Source organism: Gordonia sihwensis NBRC 108236 (assembly GCF_000333035.1).
In the GTDB taxonomy this organism is placed as follows: domain Bacteria; phylum Actinomycetota; class Actinomycetes; order Mycobacteriales; family Mycobacteriaceae; genus Gordonia; species Gordonia sihwensis.
Genome location: NZ_BANU01000008.1, coordinates 155,300 through 182,170, shown reverse-complemented (window position 1 = coordinate 182,170; position 26,871 = coordinate 155,300). Strand labels below are relative to the sequence as shown.

1 protein-coding gene (running past one end of the window) is annotated in these 26,871 nt (G+C 71.1%); it reads left to right on the top strand.

Translation table 11 applies throughout. The features are described 5' to 3' along the window. The first annotated feature begins 87 nt into the window (after positions 1-87). On the top strand, positions 88-26,871 hold the 5' portion of the coding sequence (locus tag GSI01S_RS06295; RefSeq protein ID WP_006895634.1) for a non-ribosomal peptide synthase/polyketide synthase. It continues 16,500 nt past the right edge of the window; the window shows 26,784 of its 43,284 coding nt (coding positions 1-26,784); the start codon lies at positions 88-90; the stop codon falls past the right edge of the window.

Genomic DNA, 26,871 nt, shown 5'->3' with positions numbered 1-26,871 from the left:
GGTGATGCGCTAGTGACGGGCGATGCTCATGAGACTGACGACACACGAACAACTGTTCGTGCGGGTCAGGATGATGCTGCGGCCGGCATGGGGGAGTCGGCGCCCGGGCAGCGGGGTGTGCCCGCCGGAGCGTTCCCACTCTCCGCAGCGCAGTTCGGGCTGTGGCTGTCGCAGCAGCTGCATCCCGAAGTGCCGATCAACATGGCGCAGTACGTGGAGCTGCGCGGTCAGCTCGATCTCGACCTGCTCGAAGAATGCCTGATCGCCACCGGCAAGGAGATCGGATCCGGCTACCTGCGGATCATCGACGTCGACGGCCGCCCGTACCAGCTCGTCGACCGCGACATCGAGCAGTCGCTGGTCCGCGTCGATCTCTCTGAACGCCCCGATCCGGAGGCCGCGGCGCACGAGTGGATGCGCGCCGAGTACACGGCGCCGATCGATCTCGAGACCGGTCCGCTCTTCTGCTGTGCGGTCATCACGATCGGCCCCGACCACCACTACTGGTATGCGCGAGTGCACCACGTGGCGCTCGACGGCGTGGGTGCCATCACGTTGATGACCCGCGTGGCGGAGCTGTACACGCAGGCGCTCGACGGCGCGCCGCTGCCGTCCGATCCGGCGGACCACCTGCGCGAGCTGTACGAGGTCGAGGACGCCTACCGGTCGTCGCGCCGATTCGAATCCGACCGCGAGTACTGGGCGCAGGTCGTCGACGACATGCCCGAACCCGAGTCGTTCGCTTCGCGTCACGCCGCGCCGCAGGCGCTGAGCACCGTCGCGAGCACTGCACTGCCGCGCGATCTGGCCGAGGCGATGACGACCGACGGAGCCTCCTTCGCACCGGTCACCATCGCCGCGTTCGCGGCGTACTTCGGCCGGCTGACCGGAACCGACGACGTCCTGCTGTCGCTTCCCGTCTCGGCGCGCACCACCGCGCTGATGCGCCGGGCGGGCGGCATGGTCTCGAATGTGGTGCCGCTCCGGATCGCCGTGCCCGCGGACGCCACTGTCGACGCCCTCGTCGAATCGGTGCAGGTCCAGCTGGTGGGCGCGCTCCGCCACCAGCGCTACCGCACGGAGGACATCCGTCGCGACGCCGGTTCGCTCGGCGCGGACCGCGCCTATTTCGGCCCGGTCGTCAACATCATGATGGGTCTGGGCGACCTGCGCCTGGGCGCCATCGAATCACGACTGCACGTCCTCTCGTCCGGTCCGGTCGACGACCTGATGCTCAACCTGTACGAGACGGGTACCGGCAGCACCCACATCGACTTCATCGCGAACCCGGCCCGATACACCGAGGCCGAGAACGAGCGTCACCACGCCCGCTTCGTGGACTTCCTCAAGCGTTTCGTGGCCGCCGGAGCCGACACCGCGATCGGCGACCTCGAGGTCCTCGGCGCCGGCGAGCGCGAATGGCTGCTCTCGCGCGAGGGCGGCACCGCCGCGGAGCCACGCGGTTTCGGCGACATCCTGGCCGCTTCGGCCGCGGTGTACCCCGACCGGGTGGCCGTCGAGTTCGGAGGCACCGTCTGGACCTACCGGGAACTCGACGAACGCTCGAACCGCCTGGCACGTGTCCTGATCCGGCGAGGGGTGGGACCGGAGAGCCTGGTGGCGCTGGCGGTCCCGCGCTCGCTCGAATCGGTGCTGGCGATCTGGTCGATCGCGAAGGCCGGAGGCGCCTACCTGCCGATCGATCCGGGCTATCCGTCCGACCGCATCGCCCACATGGTGACCGACTCCGGCGCGGAGCACGGTCTGACGACCATCGCGAACCGCGCCGCCCTCCCGGACGGCGTCGATTGGCTCGCGCTCGACTCGCTGGAGGCGACCACCCTCGCCGACGCGGAGTCGGCCGCGCCGATCACCGACGCCGAACGGCTCGCCCCGGTCCGGCCCGACAACCCCGCTTACGTCATCTACACGTCCGGTTCCACCGGACTGCCGAAGGGCGTCGTGGTGCCCAACCGCGGGTTGTCGACGCTCGCCGAGGACCTGCGAGTGGTGTACTCGGTCTCATCCGACGCCCGGGTTGCCCAGTTCGCCTCCCCGAGCTTCGATGCGGCATTCGGTGAGATGCTCGCCGCGTGGGCTCATGGCGGAGCTCTCATCGTCGTACCGCCGACCGTGACCGGCGGCGACGAACTCGCGGGACTGCTCGCGGCCGCACGCGTGACCACGCTGGTCTCGACCCCGCCCGCCGCGCAGACGCTCGACCCGACCGGCCTGGACTCGATGCGCCGGGTGGTGACCGGCGGCGACGTGCTGCCCGCCGAACTCGCGGCGCGGTGGGACGGCCGGTTGCGCAACGCCTACGGTCCCACCGAGACCACGGTGATCGTCACGATCACCGAGCCACTGGCCGCCGGGACGCCGATCACGATCGGCGCGCCGATGAGCGGGGTTCGAGCGCTGGTGCTCGACCACCGCCTGCGGCCGGCGCCGGTCGGTGTCGCGGGCGATCTGTACATCGCCAATCCCGGTACTGCGCGCGGCTACCACGCCCGCCCGTCGCTGACCTCCTCGCGCTTCGTCGCCGATCCGTACGGCCCACCCGGCAGCCGCATGTACGCCACCGGCGACGTGGTCCGGTGGACCGACGACGGCGAGCTCGACTACATCGGGCGCTCGGACTTCCAGGTCAAGATTCGCGGCTTCCGCATCGAACTCGGCGAGATCGACGCCGTGATGGAGAACTGCCCGGGCGTCGACTTCGCCACTACGCAGGTCCGTACCGGTTCAGCCGGTCAGCCACAGCTGGTCACCTACGTGCTGGCCGAGGACGGCGTGGATCTGGACCCGTCGGGTCTGCGGATCGCCGCCGGACAGGTGCTGCCCGAATACATGGTGCCCGCCGCGGTGGTCGTGCTCGACGAGGTGCCGCTCACGGTGAACGGCAAGCTCGATCGCGCCGCCCTGCCCGATCCCGACTTCAGCGCGAGCACGGCGGAGTACCGCGAGCCGTCGACCGAGCTGGAGAAGCGGATCGCCGAGGTCTTCGCCGACGTCCTCGGTCTCGACCGTGTCAGCGCCGACGCGAGCTTCTTCGAGCTCGGCGGCGACAGCATCATCTCCCTGCAGTTGGTGTCGCGGGCCAAGAACCTCGGCATCGTCTTCACCGCGCGCGAGGTCTTCGAACAGCAGACGGTGGCCGGTCTGGCCCAGGTGGCGCGGACCGCCGACTCGGCAGAGGCGGAGCTGACCGAACTTCCGGGCGAGGGCGTCGGGCCGATGCCGCTGACCCCGGTGATGCACCAGATGCTCGAACTCGGACGCTACGAGGCGTTCGCACAGGCGCTGACCCTCGTCCTCCCGGCGGGCGCGAGCGATGAGGGCGTCGCCGCCACCATCGCCGCCGTCGTGGATCATCACGACATGCTGCGCGCGGTGCTGCGCGCGGACGGCCCCGAACCCGTCATCGTCACGCGACCGGCGGGCAGCGTGGACGCGACATCGCTGATCTCGAACGTTCCCGCCCGGGGACGCGCCGGATCGGCCGAGCTCGCGGAGCAGATCGGCCGAGTCGCGGCCGAGTCGGCGCGCCGCCTGAGTCCGGACACCGGTGTCATGGCGCAGTTCGTCCGACTCACGGGATCGGGCGAGACCGACGGAGACCGACTGGTCGCCGTCGTGCACCACCTCGCCGTCGACGGTGTGTCGTGGCGCACGCTGGTCCCCGACTTCGCACTCGCGTGGGTGAGCGTCTCCGCCGGCGCGACCCCGTCCCTTCCGCCTGTCGGAACCTCGATGCGCCGATGGGCGCACGGACTCGCCGAGGCCGCCCGCCGCGCCGACCGTGAGGCCGAGCTCGAGCACTGGCGGCGGATCGTCGCGGACGGCGACCAGCCGGTGGGCCGGCGCCCGCTCGATCCGCGGGTCGATGTGGCCGCCACTGAACGGCGGCTCGAGGTCCGGCTCAGCCCGGAGACCACGAGAGCCGTGCTCGCGGTGATTCCGCGGCAGTACCGTGCGGGCGTCAACGACGGTCTGCTCGCGGCGCTGGCGCTGGCGGTCGCCGCATGGCGCGGCGCGGACGGGCGACGCAGCATGCTCGTCGATCTCGAGGGCCACGGCCGTGAGGAGTCGGCGGTGCCCGGTGCCGATCTGGCACGGACCGTCGGCTGGTTCACCAGCGTGTACCCGGCTCGGCTCGACGTCGGCGACGTGGATCTGGACGCCGCGTTCGAGGGCGGGCCGAGTACGGCGGCGCTGCTCAAGACGATCAAGGAACAGCTGCGGCGGATTCCGGGTGAGGGCGTCGGCTACGGCCTGCTGCGGCACCTGAATCCCGATTCGCGCGCCGAGATGATGCAATGGCACCACCCCGAGATCGCGTTCAACTATCTGGGCCGGCTGTCGTCAGGTGAGATTCCCGCCGAACTGCGCGCCGTGGGCTGGCTGCCCGACGGCGAGATGCTCGGCGCGGGTGCCCAGCGTCACGAGGACATGCCGCTCTCGGCCGCGCTGACGATCGATGCGATCGCCGCCGAAGACGGAGACGGCGTCGCACTCACTGCGACCTTCAGCTACGCCTCGGAGCTGCTCAGCGAGACCGAGGTGGCCGAACTCGCCGATCTGTGGGCGCGCGCCCTCGACGCGATGGCATCGCTGTCGCAGTCGCAGACCACGGGCGGCTTCACGCCCGCGGACCTTCCCCTGGTGAACCTCTCGCAGGAACAGATCGATGCGTGGGAGCGCGACTTCGAGTCGCTGACCGACATCTGGTCGCTCTCACCGCTGCAGGAGGGTCTGCTGTTCCACGCCGGCCTCGCCGAGCACTTCGTGGACGTCTACACCGCGCAGATCGTGCTCGACCTGAGCGGCGAGGTCGACGCCGAACGCATGCGCGCGGCGGGCCAGGCGCTCGTCGACCGGCATCCCAGCCTGCGTGCCGCCTTCGTCTACGACGACACCGGCGTCCCCGCTCAGATCATCGTCGACGACGCGCGGCTGCCCTTCGAGTCGACGGATCTGTCAGACCTCGACGAGCAGGAGGCGCAGCGGACGGCGCGCGATCTGGTCACGTCGGATCGGGAGACTCGCTTCCGTCTCGACCGGCCGCCGCTGATCCGGATGCGGCTGATCCGCTTCTCGGACGGCGCGTACCGTCTGGCGCTGACCAATCACCACCTCCTGCTGGACGGCTGGTCGCTGCCTCTGGTGCTGACCGACCTTCTGGCGCTGTACGGCGCCAACGGCAACGGCTCGGGCATGGCCGCCGCGCCGAGTTACCGCGCCTATCTCGACTGGCTGTCGGGCCAGGACCCGCAGGCCTCGCTGGACGCGTGGTCGCGGGCCCTCGCCGGCCTCGACGAGCCGACCGTCCTCGCCCCGCAGTCGAGCGAGCTCGCGATGCCGACGCCCGAGGAACTTCTTCTGGACCTCGACGAGGATGTCGAGGCGGCGCTCGCCGCCGCCGCCCGGACGCTCGGTGTCACGGTGAACACCGTGGTGCAGGCCGCGTGGGGTGTGCTCCTGGCCCGCCTGACCAGTCGCTCGGACGTCGTGTTCGGCGCCACGGTCTCCGGCCGGCCGCCGCAGCTGCCGGGCGTGGAATCCACCGTCGGTCTCTTCATCAACACCGTTCCGGTCCGGGTTCGGCTCGACCGCACCGAATCGATCCGCGATCTCCTGCGCCGGGTGCAAGTCGAGCAGGCCGACCTGCTCGACCACCACTACACCGGACTCACCGACATCCAGCGGGCGGCGGGTCTCGGCCCCCTCTTCGACACGTTGACCGTGTTCGAGTCCTACCCGATCGACCGCTCGGTGCTCGCCGACGTCGACGCGGTCGCGGGCATGAGAGTGGTGGACGTCGAAGTCAACGATGCCACCCACTACCCGTTGACACTGGTGGCGCTGCAGGACCCGCGACTGCGGTTCAAACTGAAGTTCCTGCCGACGGCGTTCAGCGCCGAGGCCGCCGACCGACTGCTGACGAGGCTGGTCCGGGTGCTGGCGACCGTCGCCGCGGACCTCGACCGACCGGTCGCGTCCATCGACGTCCTCGACGAGGGGGAACGCGCGGCCCTGGCACCGATGACCCGGATGCCGGCGTCCGTCTCGGACACCGGGTTCGACCTCTTCGACACGGTCCGCAACGAACACGCCGACCGCCCCGCGGTGCGGTTCGACGGCGAAGAACTGACCTACCGGGAACTGTCCGGCCGCGCGGCGCGACTGGCACGGGCACTGCTCGACCGCGGCGTCGGCCCGGAGAGCTTCGTCGCCCTCGCGCTGCCCCGTTCGCTCGACTCGGTGGTCGCGATGTGGGCGGTGCTCGAGTCCGGAGCGGCCTTCGTGCCGGTGGACCCGAGCTATCCGGCCGACCGCATCGAGCACATGCTGACCGACTCCGGTGCGAGTGTCGGCATCACCGTCGCCGCACACGCCGCCGATCTTCCCGATGAGAGCACCGACTGGCTCGTGCTCGACGACTCCGTGCTGCGGGTGGAACTGGTGGGCCGATCGGCCGAACCGGTCACCCCCGCCGAGCGCGGCGGGGCATGCCGCCCGGACCAGGCCGCGTACATGATCTACACCTCGGGCACCACGGGTCTGCCCAAGGGCGTCATCGTGCCGAGGCACGGTCTGGAGAGCTTCGCGCTCGAACAGCGCGAGCGCTACCGCGTCACGCCCGATTCGCGGGTGCTGCACGTCGCCTCACCGAGCTTCGACGCCTCCGTCCTGGAGTTCGTGATGGCCTTCGGTACCGGCGCGCTCCTGGTCGTCTCACCGCCGACCGTCTTCGGCGGCACCGAACTGAGCGACCTGATCACACGCGAATCACTGAGCCACGTCTTCCTCACACCGTCGGCGCTGGCCACCATGGACCCCGAGCGGTTGGGCGAGCGTCCCGAGATCCTGGTGCTCGGAGGCGAAGCCGTCTCCGACGACCTCGTCGCCCGCTGGGCTCCCGGCCGCCAGGTGTTCAACGCCTACGGTCCCACCGAGACCACCGTCGTGGCCGCCGGCACCGACGCGCTGGTCGCGGGACGCCCGGTGACCATCGGCGGACCGATCCGCGGCACCGGCCTGCTGGTGCTCGACGAGGATCTGCGTCCGGTGCCGGTGGGAGCGGTCGGCGAACTGTACGTGACCGGCGCCGGTCTGGCTCGCGGTTACCACGCGCAGGCGGCACTGACCGCCGCTCGTTTCGTGACGAACCCGGTCGGTGCTCCCGGCGACCGGATGTACCGCACCGGCGATCTGGTGCGGCCGAACGCCGACCTCGAACTGGAGTACATCGGCCGTTCGGACTTCCAGGTCAAGGTGCGCGGCCTGCGCATCGAGCTCGGGGAGATCGACGCGGTCCTCGCCACTCATCCGGACGTCGACTTCGTCGCGACCCTCGGGGTGGACGACGAACGCGGACAGACACAGCTGGTGGCGTACGTGCGGCCGGTGGGCGGCCGCGACGTGGACACCGCCGAGCTGATCGACCATGCGGCCCGTTCCCTCACCGGATACATGGTGCCGTCGGCGATCGTGGTCCTCGACGAGGTGCCGCTGACTCCGGTGGGCAAACTGGACCGGCGTGCGCTCCCGAAGCCGGAGTTCGAGTTCGCGGTGTCCGAGTACGTGGCTCCGGTGACGCCGCCCGAGGAGATCGTGGCGGCGGCCTTCGCCGACGTGCTCGGCCTCGACCGCGTCGGCGCCACCGATGAGTTCTTCGACCTCGGCGGCAACTCGCTGATCGCCACGCGGGTCATCGCCCGGGTGAACGCCGAACTCGGCACCGACATCGGCGTCCGCGATCTGTTCGAGGCACCGACGGTGGCCGCACTCGCCCTACGCGCCGAACGGTCGGCCGCCGGGGCGGGCAGGCTCGCGCTCACGGCGATGGAGCGGCCCGCGCACATTCCGCTGTCGCTCGCGCAGCAGCGCATGTGGTTCCTCAACCGCTACGACCCGGCCTCGGGGAACTACAACGTTCCGCTCGCCATCCGTCTGACCGGAGAACTCGACGTCGACGCGCTGCGTGCCGCGGTGCGCGACGTGATCGAGCGCCACGAGTCGTTGCGGACGGTGTTCCCGGATTCCGACTCCGGCGCCTACCAACAGGTGCTCGACGCCTCGCAGGTCGCCTTCCGGCTCGATCCGATCGCGGTCTCGGAGGACGAACTCGCCTCGCGCGCACTGGAACTCGGTGCGACTGGCTTCGACGTGACCGCTCAGGTCCCGATCCGCACGGCGTTGTTCCGGATCAGCGACGACGTTCACGTCCTCGCTCTGGTGATGCACCACATCATCGCCGACGGTTTCTCGATGGCGCCGCTGGCGCGCGATCTGGTCATGGCGTACACCGCCCGGACCCGGTCGAGTTCACCCGGCTGGGCCCCGCTGGAGGTCCAGTACGCGGACTTCGCGATCTGGCAGCGCGCGATGCTCGGCGACGAGTCCGATCCGCACTCGGTCGCGGCCGCCCAGATCGGATTCTGGCGCGAGGAACTCGCCGGTGTCCCCGAACTCCTGGAACTTCCGGCCGACCGACCGCGGCCCGAGGTGGCCTCGGGATCGGGCGGGCGCACCCGCGTCCGGATCGACGGGGCCCTGCGCGCCCGAGTCGAAGACGCCGCACGGCGTCACGGCGCCACTCCGTTCATGACCCTGCACGCCGCGCTGGCCGTCCTGCTCGCACGCGTGTCGGGGGAGAGCGACATCAGCGTCGGCACCCCGGTCGCGGGCCGCGGTGAGCGGCTGCTCGACGACGTCGTCGGCATGTTCGTCAACACCCTCGTCCTGCGGACACGAGTCGACGGCGCCGATTCGTTCAGCGACCTGCTAGCGAAGGTCAAGCACACCGATCTGGAGGCCTTCGAGCACGCCGACGTGCCGTTCGAACGGCTCGTGGAGATCCTCAACCCGGCCCGATCCACCGCGCACGCCCCGCTGTACCAGGTGCAGTTCGCCCTGGAGAACTTCGAGACCCCGACAGTGGACCTTCCGGGCTTGACCGTGGAGGCCGAGGGCATCGAGACCACCGTCTCCAAGTTCGACCTCGAGGTCACCGTGACCGAGCGCGCCGCCGGCTACGACGTGACGTTCGTCTACGCGACCGATCTCTTCGACGAGGACACCGCCGCCGGGTACGCGGAGCGATTCGTCCGCGCCCTCGACGCGCTGATCGCGGCACCGGACCGGCCGGTCGGCGACGTGGACCTGTTGCGGCCTCGCGAGCACGAGTTGCTCGAATCGTGGACCGCTGGACCGCAGGCACCTGCGCGCGCGACGCTCGTCGAGCGGTTCGAGGAGCAGGCCGCCCGGACTCCGGACGCCGTCGCCCTGGTGACGGGCGATGAGGTCCTGACCTACGCGGAGTTCGCGGCACAGGTGCACCGCCTCGCGCGGGAACTCCTCGCGTCGGGCGTGCGACCGGGCGACCAGGTCGGTCTGGCGATGCGCCGGTCCCGTCACCTGGTGGTCGGCATGTACGCGATCCTGGCGGCGGGCGGCGCCTACGTCCCGCTCGACCCGGCCCACCCAGCCGAGCGCAACGCGCATGTGATCGACACCGCCGATCCGCGGCTGATTCTGACCACGTCCGCCGACTCGGCCGCGCTGCCCGTCGATCGCGAGCTGCTGCAGATCGACGGACTCGACCTGGGCGCACACCCGGACGGGCCGCTCACCGACGCCGAGCGCGGCGGTGTGCTGCGTCCCGAGTCGGCGGCGTACACGCTGTTCACCTCGGGTTCCACCGGGCTGCCGAAGGGCGTCACCGTGCCACATGCGGCGGCTGCCAATCAGCTCGACTCGATGCAGCGCGAATACCGTCTCACCGCAACCGATGTGGTGCTGCAGAAGACACCGATGACGTTCGACGCGTCCGTGTGGGAGTTCTTCTGGCCGCTTCAGGCGGGCGCACGACTGGTGCTGGCGGGGCCCGACGGTCATCGGGACCCGGCTCAGCAGGCGCAGTTGGCGGCCGAGCACTCGGTGACCGTGGTGCAGTTCGTGCCGTCGATGCTGCCGCTGGTGGTCGAGACCTTCGCCGAGCGCGCAGTGACCTCGTTGCGGCTGCTGTTCTCCGGCGGCGAGGTGCTGCCGGCATCGGTCGCAGAAGACGTCATGGAACGCCTGCGCACCGAGGTGCACAACCTGTACGGCCCCACCGAGTCGGCGATGCAGGTGACGCGCCGCGCGGCCGGTGCCGGAGCCGGTTCGGTGCCCATCGGTTCGCCCGTCGAGGGCGTGCGCGTGCACGTGCTCGACACCCGGCTGCGTCCGGTCCCGGTCGGCACGCCCGGCGAACTGTACCTCGCGGGCGCGCAGCTGGCTCGGGGCTACGCGGGCCGTCCCGACCTGACGGCCGAGCGATTCGTCGCCGCACCGTACGACGCGGCGGGCGAGCGGATGTACCGCACCGGCGACCTGGTCCGGTGGACCGCGGACGGCGAACTCGAGTTCCTCGGCCGCACCGACGACCAGGTGAAGCTGCGCGGCCTGCGCATCGAGCCGGGCGAGATCGAGGCGGCGCTGGCCGCCCATCCCGGAGTCGATCAGGCGGTGGTGACCCTGCACCACGGGGAGCACACCGGCGATGCGCTCGTCGCATACGTCTCGGCCGCTCCCGGTACCGAGCGGGTGACTCAGGAAGATCTGAAGTCTCATGTGTGCGCTCGGGTGCCCGGCTACATGGTGCCGTCGCTGTTCATCGTGCTCGACGAACTGCCCGTCGGTGCCAGCGGCAAGATCGACCGCCGTGCGCTCCCGGCACCGGAGCTGGTGCTCAGCGCCGGGGTGTACGTCCCTCCGCGCAACCCGGTCGAGGAGATCATCGCGACGATCTTCGCGGAGACGATCGGCGTCGAGCGCGTGGGTGCGACCGACGACTTCTTCGCCGTGGGCGGCAACTCGCTCGTCGCCACCCGGGTGATCGCGCGACTCAACGACGCGTTGGGCACCGACGTCGGAGTCCGCGAGATCTTCGAGGCCCCGACCGTCGCCGAACTCGCCGTGGTGGCCGAGCAGCGGACGGGTGCGGTACGGCCCAAGCTGGTGGCGCGCGAGCGCACCGAACCGGCACCGTTGTCGCTGGCTCAGCAGCGCATGTGGTTCCTGAACCGATTCGATCGGGATTCCGCGGCCTACAACATGCCCTTCGCCATCCGGTTGACCGGTGCGCTGGACGTGTCCGCGATGCGCGCGGCGATGCTCGACGTCTGCGAGCGTCACGAGGCCCTGCGCACCGTGTACCCCGATTCCGCCGACGGACCCCGACAGGTGGTGCTGCCGGTGCGAGATGTGGCGGCGACCGCCGACCTCGTCGAGGTGGCGGTCGCGGAGGCCGACCTCGAAGCGGAAGTCGTCGCGCTCGCGACGGCACCCTTCGACGTCACCGCCGCACCGCCGGTCCGCGTGCACCTGTTGGCCGTGGGCCCCGACGAACACGTCTTGGTCTTCGTCCTGCACCACATCGCCTTCGACGGGTGGTCGTCGGCTCCGCTGGCCCGCGATCTGATGATCGCGTACGTCGCACGGACCGCCGGACAGCCGCCGGAGTGGTCGCCGCTGCCCGTGCAGTACAGCGACTTCGCCGTCTGGCAGCGCGAACTGCTCGGCGACGAGAACGATCCGGCATCGCTGGCCGCGCAGCAGCTGGCCTACTGGCGCGCCGAACTCGCCGATCTTCCCGACGTGCTGGAGCTGCCGACCGATCGGCCGCGGCCGGCACAGCAGTCGTTCCGAGGCGGAGACGTCGCCTTCACCTTGAGCCCCGAACTGCATGCGGCGCTGCTCGAGGTGGCTCGCTCCACCGACACGACGCTCTTCATGGTGGTCCATGCGGCACTGTCGGCGCTGCTCGGACGACTCTCGGGCAGTGACGACATCGCGATCGGCACGCCGATCGCCGGCCGCGGTGAAGCCGCGCTCGACGATGTGGTCGGCATGTTCGTCGGCACCCTGGTGCTGCGCACGGAGATCGACGAGAACGCGGCCTTCACCGATCTGCTGGCGCAGGTGCGCGAGCGAGACCTGGGTGCCTTCACCAACACCGAGATCCCGTTCGAGCGTCTCGTGGACGCGCTCAACCCGACCCGGTCCGCGGCGTACCACCCGCTGTTCCAGGTCTCACTGTGGTTCCAGAACATCGCGCGCGCCGAGCTGGAGCTTCCCGGGCTCACCGTCTCCCCCGCCGAGTTCGAGACCGGTCTGTCGCGGTTCGACCTGCAACTCACCGTGACCGACCGGACCGACGCCGAAGGCGCGCCGGGGGAGATCGACGTGGTGCTCACCTACGCCGAGGATCTGTTCGACAGGTCGACGGCGGAGCGTTTCGGCGACCGATTCACGTCGGTGCTGACACAGGTGGCGGCCGATCCCGCGGTGGTGGTCGGCGACATCCCGATCATCGGCGACCAGGAGCGGACCCGGGTCCTGGAGACCTGGAACGCCACCGATCACCGGATCGAATCCATCGATGCGGACAGCGACACGCTCGTGTCCCTCTTCGACGCGCAGGTGGCGCGATCGCCCGAAGCCACCGCCCTCGTATACGAGGGCGAGCAGATCACGTACGCGGAGTTCGACGCGCGAGCCAACCGTCTGGCACGGCATCTCATCTCGATGGGTGTCGGTCCGGAGTCGTTGGTCGGCCTGTCGATCCGCCGTTCGATCGATCTGCTCGTCGGCATGTACGGCATCCTCAAGGCCGGCGGCGCCTACGTGCCGCTCGATCCGGACCACCCCGCGGAGCGCAACGGATACGTTCTGGAGAGCGCCTGCCCGGTGACGGTCGTGACCACGACCGCCGACTCCGGAGCGGTCCCCGCGGACGTGCCGACGCTCGAGATCGACGTCCTCGACCTGTCCGGCGTCGCGGGCACCCCGGTGACCGACGCGGACCGCCGTTCGCCGCTGCGCCCGCAGAATCCGGCGAACCTGATCTACACCTCCGGCTCCACCGGCCGTCCCAAGGGCATCGCGGTGCCGCATGCCGGTCTGGTCAATCAGCTGTGCTGGATGCAGGGCGAATACCAGCTGACCGCCGACGACGCGGTGATGCTCAAGACCCCGATGACCTTCGACGTCTCCGTGTGGGAGTTCTTCTGGACCCTGCAGACCGGTGCCCGCCTCGTCATCGCCCGTCCGGACGGCCACCGGGACCCCGAGTACCTGTCGACGCTGATGCGCGAGCAGAACGTCACCGTGGTCCAGTACGTCCCGTCGATGCTGGCGATGTTCGTGTCGAGCTCGTCCGCGCGGATCCCCGACACCGTCCGCGCCGTGATCGCGATCGGCGAGGCGCTGCCGATCGAGACCGCCGAGGCCTTCCGCGAACTCTCCGCCGCGCCGCTGGACAACCTGTACGGACCCGCGGAGGCGTCGCTCGCCGTCACCTACTGGCGTCACACCGAAGCCGACCAGGGCGTGGTCCCGATCGGCGTCCCGATGTGGAACACCCGCCTGTACGTGCTCGACTCGCGCCTGCAGCCGGTGCCTCCGGGCGTCGCGGGAGAGCTGTACCTGTCGGGCGTCCAGCTGGCGCGCGGCTATCACGGTCGTCCCGACCTGTCGGCGGACCGGTTCGTCGCCGATCCGTTCGGCGCCCCGGGCGAGCGGATGTACCGCACCGGCGACCTGGTCCGGCACCGCGCCACCCCGGACGCCGACGACGCGGGGGTCCTCGAGTACATCGGCCGCACCGACTTCCAGGTCAAGGTGCGCGGAAACCGCATCGAGCTCGGCGAGATCGAGGCGGCCCTGCTGTCCGCGCCCGGCGTCACGCAGGCGGTGGTGCTGGTGCGCCACGACCCGCACACCGGCGACCAGCTGGTCGGCTACGTGGTGGCGCCCGCGGACGTGACCGGCGAGTCGGTCGCGGCGCATGCGGCGGGATCGCTGCCCTCGTACATGGTCCCGGCGGCCGTGGTGGTGATGGACGAGTTCCCCCGGAACAGCAGCGACAAGCTGGACCGGAAGGCGCTGCCCGAGCCGTCCTTCGACCTGCTCGCCGCCGAGTACGTGTCTCCGCGCGACCCGGTCGAGGAGATCATCGCGGGCGTTTTCGCCGGCGTCCTCGGTCTGCCGCGGATCAGCGTCGAGGAGAGCTTCTTCGACGCCGGCGGCAACTCTCTGATCGCGACCCGAGTGATCTCGCAGGTCAGCGACGCACTCGGCGTCGACCTCGGGGTACGCGACCTGTTCGACGCGCCGACGGTCGCCCAACTGGCCGCCCGCGTGGAGCAGAGCGGGGGCGCTTCGCGGCCCGCACTGACCCGGGCCGACCGCGGCGACACCGCACCGCTGTCGCTGGCACAGCAGCGGATGTGGTTCCTCAACCGGTTCGATCCGGCCTCGCCGGCCTACAACCTCCCCCTGCCGGTCCGGATGACCGGTCCGCTCGATGAGCCCGCTCTGCAGGCCGCAGTCCGCGACCTCCTCGACCGGCACGAGTCGCTGCGGACCCGGTTCCCCGACTCCGACAGCGGTCCGTACCAGCAGATCCTGCCGGTCGGCGACGCGGTGCCCGACCTGCGCCCGATCGAGGTCACCCGGGACGGCGTGCAGCAGGCGGTCGCGAAGGCCGTCATGACCGGATTCGACGTCACCGCCGAGGTGCCGCTGCGGGTTCGGCTGCTCCGGGTCACCGACGGTGACCCGCGCGGCGAGCACGTGCTCGTCCTGGTGCTTCACCACATCTCCGGCGACGGTCTGTCGATGGCGCCGCTGGTGCAGGACGTGATGGTGGCCTACGGCGCGCGGGCGGCCGGCGAGCAGCCGGCCTGGGCGCCGCTGGAAGTGCAGTACGCCGATTACGCGATCTGGCAGCGCGACGTGCTCGGCGATCCCGCGGACTCCTCGTCAGTGGCCGCCGCCCAGATCGATTACTGGCGCGAGACCCTCGCCGGGCTGCCCGACCGCCTCGAACTGCCCACCGATCACGAACGCCCGCAGGTGCAGTCGATGCGCGGCGCCATCCATCGCACCCCGATCGGCGCCGAGCTCTACTCCGCGATCGGCGCGTACGCCCGCGCCCGGGGCGTCACGCCGTTCATGGTCCTGCACGCCGCCTATGCGACCGTCTTGGCCGGGTTGACGGGTACCGCGGACATCGCTGTCGGCACCCCCGTCGGCGGTCGTGGCACGCGTGCGCTCGACGACCTGATCGGCATGTTCGTCAACACGCTCGTGCTGCGCACCCGGGTGCGTCCGGACGAGAGCTTCGATGCGCTCGTGGCTCAGGTCCGCGCCGCGGACCTCGCGGCCTTCGAGCACGCCGAGGTCCCGTTCGAGCAGCTGGTCGAGGTTCTCGACGTCACGCGCTCCACCGCGCATTCGCCGCTGTTCCAGGTGGCGCTCGCACTGCAGTCCGAGGCCCCGACGAGCTTCGAGATGGCGGGGCTGGACGTCGAGGCCGTCGACGTCTCGACCGACACGGCCAACATCGATCTCCAGCTCACGGTGCGCGAGAACACCGAGGTCGGCGCCGAAGCCGTCTTCACCTACGCCGCCGATCTCTTCGACGAGCCGACCGTCGAGTCGTTCGGCGACCGCCTGGTCCGCATCCTGCGGGCAGCGGTCGAGGCTCCCGAGACCGCCGTCGGCGATCTTCCTCTCCTCGGCGACGCCGAGCGCGCCGACCTCGTGGACCGGCGCGGCGGGGACGCGGCGGAGCCGCGGACCCTCGCCGATCTGTTCGGCGCCACCGCCGGGCGGCACGCCGACCGCGTCGCTGTCGAGTTCGACGGGCAGAGCCTGACCTACGCCGAGCTCGCCGAGCGCTCCAACCGGCTGGCGCGACGGCTGATCGACCACGGTGCCGGCCCCGACACGGTGGTCGCCCTCGCCATGACCCGATCGATCGACGCGATGGTCTCGATCTGGGCCGTGGCGGCCGCCGGAGCGGCCTACCTGCCGATCGATCCGAAGCTGCCCGCCGACCGCATCACGCACATGGTCTCCGACTCCGGCTCGGTGATCGGTCTGACGCATTCGGCCACCGCCGACACCCTGCCGTCGCAGGCGCGGCCGGTCGACGGCTGGACCCTTCTCGACGACGCAGCGCTGGCGGAGGATCTGGCGGGCCGCTCGGGCGCACCGCTCACCGATGCGGACCGGCGTGCGCCGCTGACCGTCGACGACCTCGCCTACGTGATCTACACGTCCGGCACCACCGGTCTGCCCAAGGGCGTCGCGGTGCCGCACCGCGGGCTGTCGACGCTGGCCGACGACGTCGTCGGGTACTACGAGACCTATCCGGGCGCGCGGATGCTGCAGTTCGCGGCGATCAGCTTCGACGCCGCCGTCGGCGAGATCCTCGCGACCTTCTGCGCGGGTGCGACGATGGTCATCGCCCCGACCGACCTCTACGGCGGTGCCGAACTGGCGGGCTTCATCCGCGATCAGCGGATCACGTCCTTCGTCGGCGCGCCGAACGCGGTGCAGACGGTCGACGCGAGCGAACTCGACCTGGTGACCCGCGTGGTGGTGGGCGGCGACGTGTGTCCGCCGGAACTGGTCGCCCGCTGGGGCGGGAGGCTGCGCAACGCGTACGGGCCCACCGAGACCACCGTGATCGTCACGATGACCGATCCGCTCGCCGCGGGCGAGCCGATCACGATCGGCTCGGCGATGAGCGGCGTGCACACCCTGGTTCTCGACGACCGGCTGCGGCCGGTCCCGGTCGGGACGCCGGGCGAGCTGTACATCACCAACGCCGGCCTCGCGCGCGGCTACCTCGGCCGGCGCGGTCTCACCGCCGAGCGGTTCGTCGCGAACCCGTACGCGGTGGGGAAGCGGATGTACCGCACCGGCGACGTGGTGCGCTGGACCGCAGACGGCGAACTCGCCTACATCGGCCGATCCGACTTCCAGCTGCAGATCCGCGGCTTCCGCGTCGAACTCGGCGAGATCGACGCCGCGCTCACCTCGCACCCCGACGTGGCCTTCGCCGTCACGTTGGGTGTCCCCGGACCGGCCGGCGACACCGTGCTGGTCGGCTACGTCCAGCCGGTGGCCGGAGCTGTCGTCGACACCGATGCGCTGGCGGCGCACGCCGCGCACCGGCTGCCGCCGTACATGGTCCCCGCGGTCATCATGGTGATCGACGAGGTGCCGTTGACCCCGATCGGCAAGGTCGACCGCAAGGCGCTGCCCGCACCGGAGTTCACCCGCGCGGCGGTTCACGTCGCGCCGGTGGGCGAGGTGGAGGTCGGCGTGGCCGAGGTGGTCGGCCGGGTGCTCGGTGCCGAGCGCGTCGGCGCCACCGACGACTTCTTCGACCTCGGCGGCAACTCGCTGATCGCGACGCGCGTCGTCGCGCAGATCAACGCCGAGTTCGGCTCCGACCTGGGAGTGCGGGATCTTTTCGAGGCACGGACCGTCGCCGAACTCGCCACCCGCGTGTCTCGAGGCTCGGCCGACGGCCGCCCGGCGCTGACGCCGCGTGAGCGGGCGGCGCGGGCACCGCTGTCTCTGGCGCAACAGCGAATGTGGTTCCTCAACCGGCTCGACCCCTCGTCGGCGGCGTACAACATCCCGCTGGCGGTCCGGCTCACCGGTGAGCTCGACGCCGATGCCTTCGGCGCCGCGCTGGGCGACGTGGTCGCGCGGCACGAGACGCTGCGCACCGTCTACCCCGATGCGGGGGACGGCGGGCACCAGCAGATCCTCGACGCGGAATCGGCGGGACTGGACCTGATCCGTGACCGGGTCGGCCCGGACGAGGTGGCGGGCCGCGTCGCGGCGCTGGCCACCGAAGGCTTCGACGTGACCGCCGAGGTCCCCATCCGCGCCGCTCTGCTGCGGGTGGCGGAACCGGGCGAGGACGTGACCGATCACGTCTTCGTGCTGGTCCTGCACCACATCGCGTCCGACGCGTCGTCGCTGGCACCGCTGGTCCGCGACGTCATCACCGCCTACACCGCCCGCGCAGCGGGTCACGCCCCGGACTGGGCGCCGTTGCCGGTGCAGTACGCCGACTACGCGATCTGGCAGCGTGAGCTCCTCGGAGACCTGGACGACCCGCACTCGCGCGGTGCACGCCAGCTGGCCTACTGGACCAAGGCGCTCGCCGGGCTCCCCGATCAGCTCGACCTGCCCACCGACCGGTCGCGCCCGGCGCGTCCGTCGATGCGCGGTGGCCGTGTGGAGTTCACCATCGACGGTGAAGTGCATCGCGCGGTCACCGAGATCGGTCGCGCGCACGGCGCGTCGACGTTCATGGTGATGCATGCGGCGCTCTCGGTGCTGCTGGCCCGACTGTCGGCCACCACCGACATCGCGATAGGCACCGCGGTCGCCGGCCGCGGGGAACCCGAACTCGACGGGCTCGTCGGCATGTTCGTCAACACCCTGGTCCTGCGCACCGTGGTGGAGCCCGAAGTCGACTTCGCCGGTGTCCTCGCTCAGACGCGCGCCACCGACCTGGCCGCGTTCGGGCACACCGAACTGCCCTTCGAGCGTCTGGTCGAGGCGATCAGCCCCACCCGCTCGCAGGCGCACCATCCGCTGTTCCAGGTGGCGCTCGACTTCCAGAATGCGGGCGAGGTCGCGGTGGAGCTGCCGGGCCTGGCCATCGCGCCGGAGCAGATCAGCGCCGACGTCGCGAAGTTCGACCTGCAGCTGACGGTCGCCGAGACCGTCGACGAATCGGGTACTCCGGCCGGGATGCGGGCCTCGTTCGACTACGCCACCGACCTCTTCGACGCGTCGACCGTCCAGGTCTTCGCGGAGCGGCTCGTGCGCATCCTGTCGACCGTGGTCGTGGACCCGACGGTGCCGATCGGCGACGTCCCGATCCTGTCGCCGACCGAGAGCGACGAGTTGAGCGCGGTCGCCGGCCCGGCGTCCGTGGCGCCCCGCACCTTCCCGCAGATCCTGGCCGACGCCGTCGCCGACGATCCGAACCGGATCGCGGTGGAGGAGGGCTCCGCGGCGCTCACCTATCGTCAGCTCGACGAGCGGTCGAACCAGCTGGCCCGGCTGCTGGCCGAGCGCGGCATCGGCACCGGCGATTACGTCGCGGTCGCCATGCCGCGATCGATCCGCACCGCGACTGCCGTCTGGGCGATCGTCAAGACCGGCGCGGCGTTCCTGCCGATCGATCCGAGCTATCCGGCCGACCGCATCGCGCACATGCTGACCGATTCGGGTGTACGGATCGGTCTCACGACGTCGACCGAGCGTCCCGAGCTCTCCGGTGAGGTCGACTGGATCGTCTTCGACGAGATCGATGCGCTGCTGGCGGCCGAGTCGGTCGCCGAGGTGACCCCGGTGCGCCGCATGCGCGTGGACTCGCCGGCCTACGTCATCTACACCTCCGGGTCCACCGGTCTGCCCAAGGGCGTCGTGGTGACCCATCGGGGACTGGCGAACCTGGTCGCGGAGCAGCGCGCGCACATGCAGCTGGTCCCCGGCTCGCGGTCGCTGCAGTTCGCGTCACCGAGTTTCGACGCCTCGGTGTTCGAGATGATGATGGCCTTCGGCAGCGCGTCGACGATGGTCGTCGCGCCCGCGGGGCTGCTGGGCGGCGTGGAACTGTCGGACTTCCTGCGCGCGAACCGGGTGACCCACGCCTGCATCACGCCGGCCGCGCTGGCCGCGGCCGATCCGCAGGGACTGGACGACCTGCGCGTGCTGGCCGTGGCGGGCGACGCCTGCCCGCCCGAACTCGTGGCCCGCTGGGCACCCGAGCGCACCATGCTGAACCTGTACGGACCCACCGAGACCACCGTCTGGTGCACGGTGTCCGAGCCCCTGCGTGCGGGTGCGCCGATCACGATCGGCGCACCGACGCGCGGCTTCCGGCTGACCGTGCTCGACGGCCGCCTCCGGCCGGCTCCGGTGGGAGTGGCCGGTGAGCTCTACCTCGCCGGACCGGCCTTGGCCGCCGGCTACCACGATCGCGCCGGGCTGACCGCCGAGCGATTCGTCGCGAACCCGTTCAGCGAGGGCGAGCGGATGTACCGCACCGGCGACGTGGTCCGGTGGACGCGCGACGGGCGGCTCGAGTACGTCGGCCGCTCGGACTTCCAGGTCAAGGTCCGCGGCTTCCGCATCGAACTCGGCGAGATCAGCGGCGCGCTCTCGTGCCACGACAGCGTCGGATTCGTCACCACGGAGGGCGTCACCGCACCCGACGGCGGCACCGCGCTGGTGTCGTACGTGCTGCCCGCTCCCGGACACGTGGTCGACGAGGTCGCGCTGAAATCGTTCGCGGCGGAGTTCCTGCCCGCGTACATGGTTCCCGCTCAGGTCGTCGCACTCGACGAGGTCCCGCTCACGCCTGCGGGCAAGCTGGACCGCCGGGCACTGCCCGCGCCGTCGTTCACCATCGAGGAGGGCGACTACCAGGCGCCCCGCAGCCTCACCGAGGAGATCGTCGCAGGCGTCTTCGCCGAGGTCCTCGGCCTCGAGCGCGTCAGCGTCAGCAGCGGGTTCTTCGACCTCGGCGGCAACTCGCTGTCGGCGACGAAGGTCACCGCGCGCGTCGGCGCGGCGCTCGGCGTGCGCGTCGGGGTCCGCGACCTGTTCGACGCCCCGACGGTGGCCGAGTTCGCCGCCCATCTGGAGACGGCGACCGCCGACGAGCGGCCTCCGCTCACGGCCCGCCCGCGTCCGGATCGGATTCCGCTGTCGCTGGCCCAGCGCCGGATGTGGTTCCTCAATCAGTTCGACACGGAGTCGGCCGCGTACAACGTGCCCCTGGCCGTGCGGTTGAGCGGCGAACTCGACGTCGCCGCCCTCGAACAGGCAGTGGAGGACGTGCTCGCGCGTCACGAGGTGCTCCGCACCGTGTACCCGGACTCCGCCGACGGTCCCTACCAGGAGATTCTCCCGGCCTCTCGCGTGGACATCACGCCGATCCCGGTGACCGAGGCCGAGGTCGTCGCGCGCGCGGTCGACCTGATCTCCGAGGGCTTCGACGTGACCGCGCGGCCGCCGGTGCGGATCGCGCTGCTGGAGCAGAGCCCCCGCGAGCACGTGCTCGTGGTCACCATGCACCACATCACGGCCGACGGTGCGTCGGTCGCGCCCCTCGCCCGCGACATCATGGTCGCGTACACCGCGCGTGCCGCCGGTGCGGCGCCGCAGTGGTCGCCGTTGCCGGTCCAGTACGCCGACTACGCGCTCTGGCAGGGCGAGACGCTCGGCGACGTGGACGATCCGGAGTCACTGCTGGGGCGCCAGCGCGATTACTGGACCGATCGCCTCGCCGGTCTGCCCGAGGTGCTGGACCTGCCGATGGACCGGCCGCGTCCGGCGGTCCAGTCGACGGCCGGTGCGGGCAGCCCGTTCACGATCGACGCCCGCCTGCACAGGCGGCTCCTCGAGGTCGCGGAGGCGCACGACGCGACCCTGTTCATGGTGCTGCACGCGGCCTTCGCCGCGCTGCTGTCCCGGTTGGGCCGCGAATCCGACATCGCGATCGGCACGCCCGTGGCCGGGCGCGGCGAGCAGTCACTCGACGAGTTGGTCGGCGTGTTCGTCAACACCCTGGTGCTGCGTACCCGCGTCGACGGCGGTGCGAGCTTCGCCGACCTGCTGGCGCAGGTCCGGCAGAACGATCTCGCCGCGTTCACCCACGCCGACATGCCCTTCGAGCAACTCGTCGACGTGCTGGCGCCGTCGCGGTCGACGGCGGTCTCGCCGCTTTTCCAGGTGATGTTCACCATGCAGAACAACGCCCCGGCGAGCTTCGACCTGCCGGGTCTGTCGGTGAGCGGACTCACCTCCGACTTCGATGTCGCCAAGTTCGATCTGCAGCTGACCGTGACCGACCGGCGGGACGCCGACGGGTCGCCCGCCGATCTGCCCGCGACGTTCAGCTACGCCACGGCGCTGTTCGACCGGACGACCGTCGAACGCTTCGCCGAGGCCTACCTCGCGGTCCTGCACGGGATCTGCGACGACGCCGACCGCATCGTCGGCGACGTGCCCGTCACCTCCGCGCAGGACCGAGCCGACCTGGCCGCGGTCAACACGACCGCTGCTCCGGTGGAACCGGGCACGCTCGCGGGAGTGTTCGCCGCGCAGGCCGCGCGCACTCCGGACGCCACGGCGCTGGTGTTCGGCTCCGGCGCCTCCCGGCAGAGCCTCACCTACGCGGAGTTCGACGCCCGGACCAACGCGCTCGCACGGATGCTGATCGACGCGGGCGTGGGACCGGACGTCCCGGTGGCACTCGGCCTTCCGCGGTCGCTGGAACTGCTCACCGCGATGTACGCGATCGTCAAGGCCGGCGGCGCCTACGTCCCGGTCGATCCCGACCATCCCGCCGAGCGCACCCTGTACGTGCTCGACTCCGCCTCGCCCGCCGTGCTGCTGACGGCGTCGGACACCGACCTTCCCGCGCCCGACGGGTTGCCGGTGTGGACCGTCGACACGGTGGACCTCGACGGATGGTCGACAGCGCCGATCACCGATGCCGAGCGGTCGGCGCCGCTGCGCGGGACGAACACCGCGTACGTCATCTACACCTCCGGTTCCACCGGCCGCCCCAAGGGCGTCGCGGTGCCGCATTCGGCGATCGTGAATCGCCTCGCCTGGATGCAGCACGAGTACGCGCTCACCCCGGACGACGTTGTGGCGCAGAAGACCCCCGCGACCTTCGACGTGTCGGTGTGGGAGTTCTTCTGGCCGCTGCAGGTGGGCGCGTCGCTCGTCATCGCGCAGCCGGACGGGCACCGCGACCCGCTGTACCTCGCCGAGCTGTTCGAGGCGGAGTCGGTCACCACCGCGCACTTCGTCCCGTCGATGCTGTCGGCGTTCACCGGGGCGGTGGCTCCGGGATCGGTCGGCTCGCTGCGCCAGGTGTTCTGCTCGGGCGAGGCACTGACGCCGCGGGCCGCGCAGGCCTTCGCGGCGTTGAGCGATGCGCGTCTGCACAACCTCTACGGCCCCACCGAGGCGGCCGTCGACGTCACCTACCACGAGGTCACCCCGGCCGACACGGCCGCCGTGCCGATCGGCGCCCCGGTGTGGAACACCGGAGTCCACGTCCTCGACGACCGTCTGCATCCGGTGCCGGTCGGCGTGGCAGGCGAACTGTATCTCGCCGGCGTGCAGCTGGCGCGCGGTTACGTGGGACGCGCGGACCTCACCGCCGACCGCTTCGTGGCGAACCCGGCGGCCGACGGGGAGCGGATGTACCGCACCGGCGACCTGGTCCGATGGGTCCGGACCGACGGCGGGCTGGAACTGGACTACATCGGCCGCACCGACTTCCAGGTCAAGCTTCGCGGTCTGCGCATCGAGCTCGGCGAGATCGAGGCGGCGCTGCTCGATCAGCCGACGGTCGCGCAAGCCGTCGTGGTGGTGCGCGAAGACGTTCCGGGCGCACAGCAGCTCGTCGGCTACGTCGTCGGCGACGTCGCGTCCGGTGAACTCGATGTCGACGCTCTCACCGAGGCGATCTCGGCTCGCCTGCCGGAGTACATGGTGCCCACGGTGCTGATGCCGCTCGACGAGTTCCCGTTGAACGCCTCGGGCAAGCTCGACCGCAAGGCGCTGCCCGCGCCCGACCGGACCGAGTCGGTCACGCAGTACCGCGCACCGGCCGACCGTGTCGAGACCGTGCTCTGCGATCTGGTCGCCGAACTGCTCGGTCTCGACCGCGTGGGTGTGGACGACTCCTTCTTCGCGCTGGGCGGCGACTCGATCATGGCCATTCAGCTGGTCTCGCGCGCCAAGCGCGAGGGCATCGTCCTGCGTCCGGCCCAGGTCTTCGAGCACCGCACCGTCGCCGCGCTGGCGCGGGTGGCCGCCGCCGAGGCCGCAGCCGGCCTGGACGAGCTGCCGGGAGGCGGGGTCGGCGAGGCACCGCTGACGCCGATCATGCACTGGATGATCGAAGACCTCCGTGCGTACGACGAGTTCTCCCAGGCCGTGCTCCTGACGCTCCCCGAGTCCGTCGAGGAGTCGGATCTGGCGGCCGCGATCGCCATGCTGCTCGACCACCACGACGTCCTGCGCGCCCGCCTCGTCACGAGTACCGGAACCGCTGCCGACGCCACCGGTCTGTCCATCGGCCCGGTGGGCTCGGTTCCGGCGGCCGGACTGCTGACCCGCGTCGACGTCGACGCCGCTCCCGGAACCGAGGCCTTCGCCGCGGCCGCGGAGGAACAGATGCGCCGCGCCGGTGCCCGGCTCGATCCGCGGTCCGGCGTGACGACCCAGTTCGTCTGGCTGCACCGCACCGACGGCGGGCGCGACCGTCTGCTGGTCCTGGCCCACCACCTCGTGGTGGACGGTGTCTCGTGGCGGTCGCTGGTTCCCGACCTCGCGCTGGCCTGGTACCGCGTCACCGAGGGGGCCACGGCGGAACTGTCGCCGGTGGCGACGTCGTTCCGCCGCTGGGCCCACGCCCTCGCCGAGGCCGCACCGTCGCGGGCCGGGGAACTCGAGTTCTGGCGTTCCACTCTGACCGGCGACGATCCCGCGCTGGGTGCGCGGTACGCCGACCCCGAGATCGACACCGTCGAGACCGTCGATGACCTGCGGATCGAGTTGCCGCCGCAGATCGCCGAGGCCGTCCTCGGCCGGGTACCGGGAACGGTCCACGGCTCGGCGACCGACTCCCTGATGACCGCGCTGGCACTGGCCGTCGCGGCGTGGCGAGCGGCGCGGGGAGTCCACGCCCCGAGCGCACTCGTCACGCTGGAGGGGCACGGTCGCGAAGAGCAGGCCGTCCCCGGCGCCGACCTGTCCGGCACGGTCGGCTGGTTCACCAGCTCGTACCCGGTGCGCGTCGACCTCTCGGGACTCGACGTCGACGACGCGCTGGCCGGTGGTCCGGCGGCCGGCGCCGCGCTCAAGCGGGTCAAGGAGCAGTTGCGCGCGGTGCCCGACAACGGCATCGGCTACGGCATGCTGCGCTATCTGACCGAGGAGGGGCGCTCGGCGCTCGCCGGACTGCGCACGCCGCAGATCGGCTTCAACTACCTCGGCCGCGTCTCCGCGGGCACCGGGACAGTCGACGACGCCCCGTGGCAGCTCGACGGCGACTCCGGAAGCCTGGGCGGCACGCGTGATGCCGCGATGGCCCTCCCGGCCGCGCTCGACATCAACGCCTCGGCGGTCGACTCCGCCGACGGCACGCGCCTGGGCGCCACTTTCTCCTACGCCACCGGTGTCTTCACCGCCGAACAGGTCCGCGAGATCGCAGATCTGTGGGTGGAGGCGCTCACGGCTCTGACCCGGTACGCGGACGCGCCCGGTGCCGGCGGTCTCACCCCGTCGGATCTGCCGCTGGTGCGGCTCGACCAGCGAGCCGTCGAGGCCGTCGAGGAGCGTCACGGCGACGTGGCCGACATCTGGTCGCTCTCGCCGCTGCAGGAGGGACTGCTCTTCCACGCGCAGTTCGCGGGTGACGAACTCGACGCCTACATGGTGCAGACCGTCCTCACGCTGGAGGGCGTGGTCGATCCCGCCCGCCTCCGCGCGGCGGGCGAGGCACTGCTGCGCAGGCATGCGAACCTCCGGGTCGCTTTCGACTCGATCGACGGACTGCCCGTCCAGGTGGTGCCCGCGGCCGTGAGGCTGCCGTGGGCCGAGGTGGACCTCCGGGCCGCCGCGGACCCGCAAGCGGCCTTCGACGATCTGCTGGCCGCCGACCGCCGGCGCGGCTTCGACATGGCGACGCCGCCGCTGCTGCGGTTCACCCTCGCCCGACTGGGCGAGTCCGACTACCGGATGCTCTCGACCAACCACCACGTCCTGTTGGACGGCTGGTCCACACCGCTGCTGCTCAAGGACCTGCTGTTCCTGTACGCGGCCTCCGGTGACGGCTCGGCGCTGCCCGTCGTCGGCGAGTACCGCGAGTTCCTCGTGTGGCTCTCGCACCGCGACCACCGGTCGTCGCTGACCGCCTGGGCCGCCGCGTTCGACGGACTCGACGAGCCGACACTCGTCGCCGGCGAGGCGACGGCGGCATCGGCCGACTCCGCCGACACCGAACGGCTGCTGCCCGCCGGGTTGACGTCCACCCTCGGCGCACTGGCGCGGGCTCACGGCATCACCCTCAACACCCTCGTCCAGGCGGCGTGGGGTCTGGTGCTGTCGGCGCAGACCGGTCGCAACGACGTCACCTTCGGTACCACCGTCTCCGGCAGGCCCGCGGACCTTCCGGGCGTGGAATCGATGATCGGCCTGTTCATCAACACCCTGCCCGTGCGTGTCACGGTGCGTCCGGGGGAGTCGGCGCAGGAGTTCCTGCGGCGCCTGCAGGCCGAACAGGCGGCACTGCTCGACCACCACTACCTGGGTCTCTCGGAGATCCAGCGCGCGGTGGGCGCGGGCGCGGGATTCGACACGCTGAGCGTCTTCGAGTCGTACCCGGTCGATTCCGAGGCCCTCGCGCAGGCCGCCGACATCGACGGCATGCGGGTCACCGGACTGCGCGGCATGGACTCCACCCACTACCCGCTGACGCTGGTGGCGAGTTCAGCCGACCGTCTCCACCTGCAGCTCAAGTACCTGACCGATCTGTACGACGCCGCCGCGGCGGAGACCGTGCTCGACCGCGTGGAGAGGGTGCTCACCGCATTCGCCGAAACGCCGGAGGCACCGATCGCGTCGATCGGCGTGCTGAGCGACGCCGAGCGTTCCGACGTGCTGGGACTGGGCTTCGTGCCCGGTGTCGCGCCCACGGCCGACACGCTGGCCGATGCGTTCGCCGCGCAGGCGGCGGCCCACGCCGACCGGACCGCCGTGGTCGCGGGCGGCGAGCGGCTGACCTATGCGGAACTGGCCGGACGGGTCGACCGTCTGGCCCGGGTGCTCATCGCCGAGGGCGTCGGGCCCGAGTCGCTGGTCGCGGTCGCCATGCCGCGGACGGCCGACCTGGCCGTGGCGTTGCTCGCGGTGGTCACCGCGGGCGGCGCATACGTGCCCGTCGACGTCACGTACCCGCAGGAC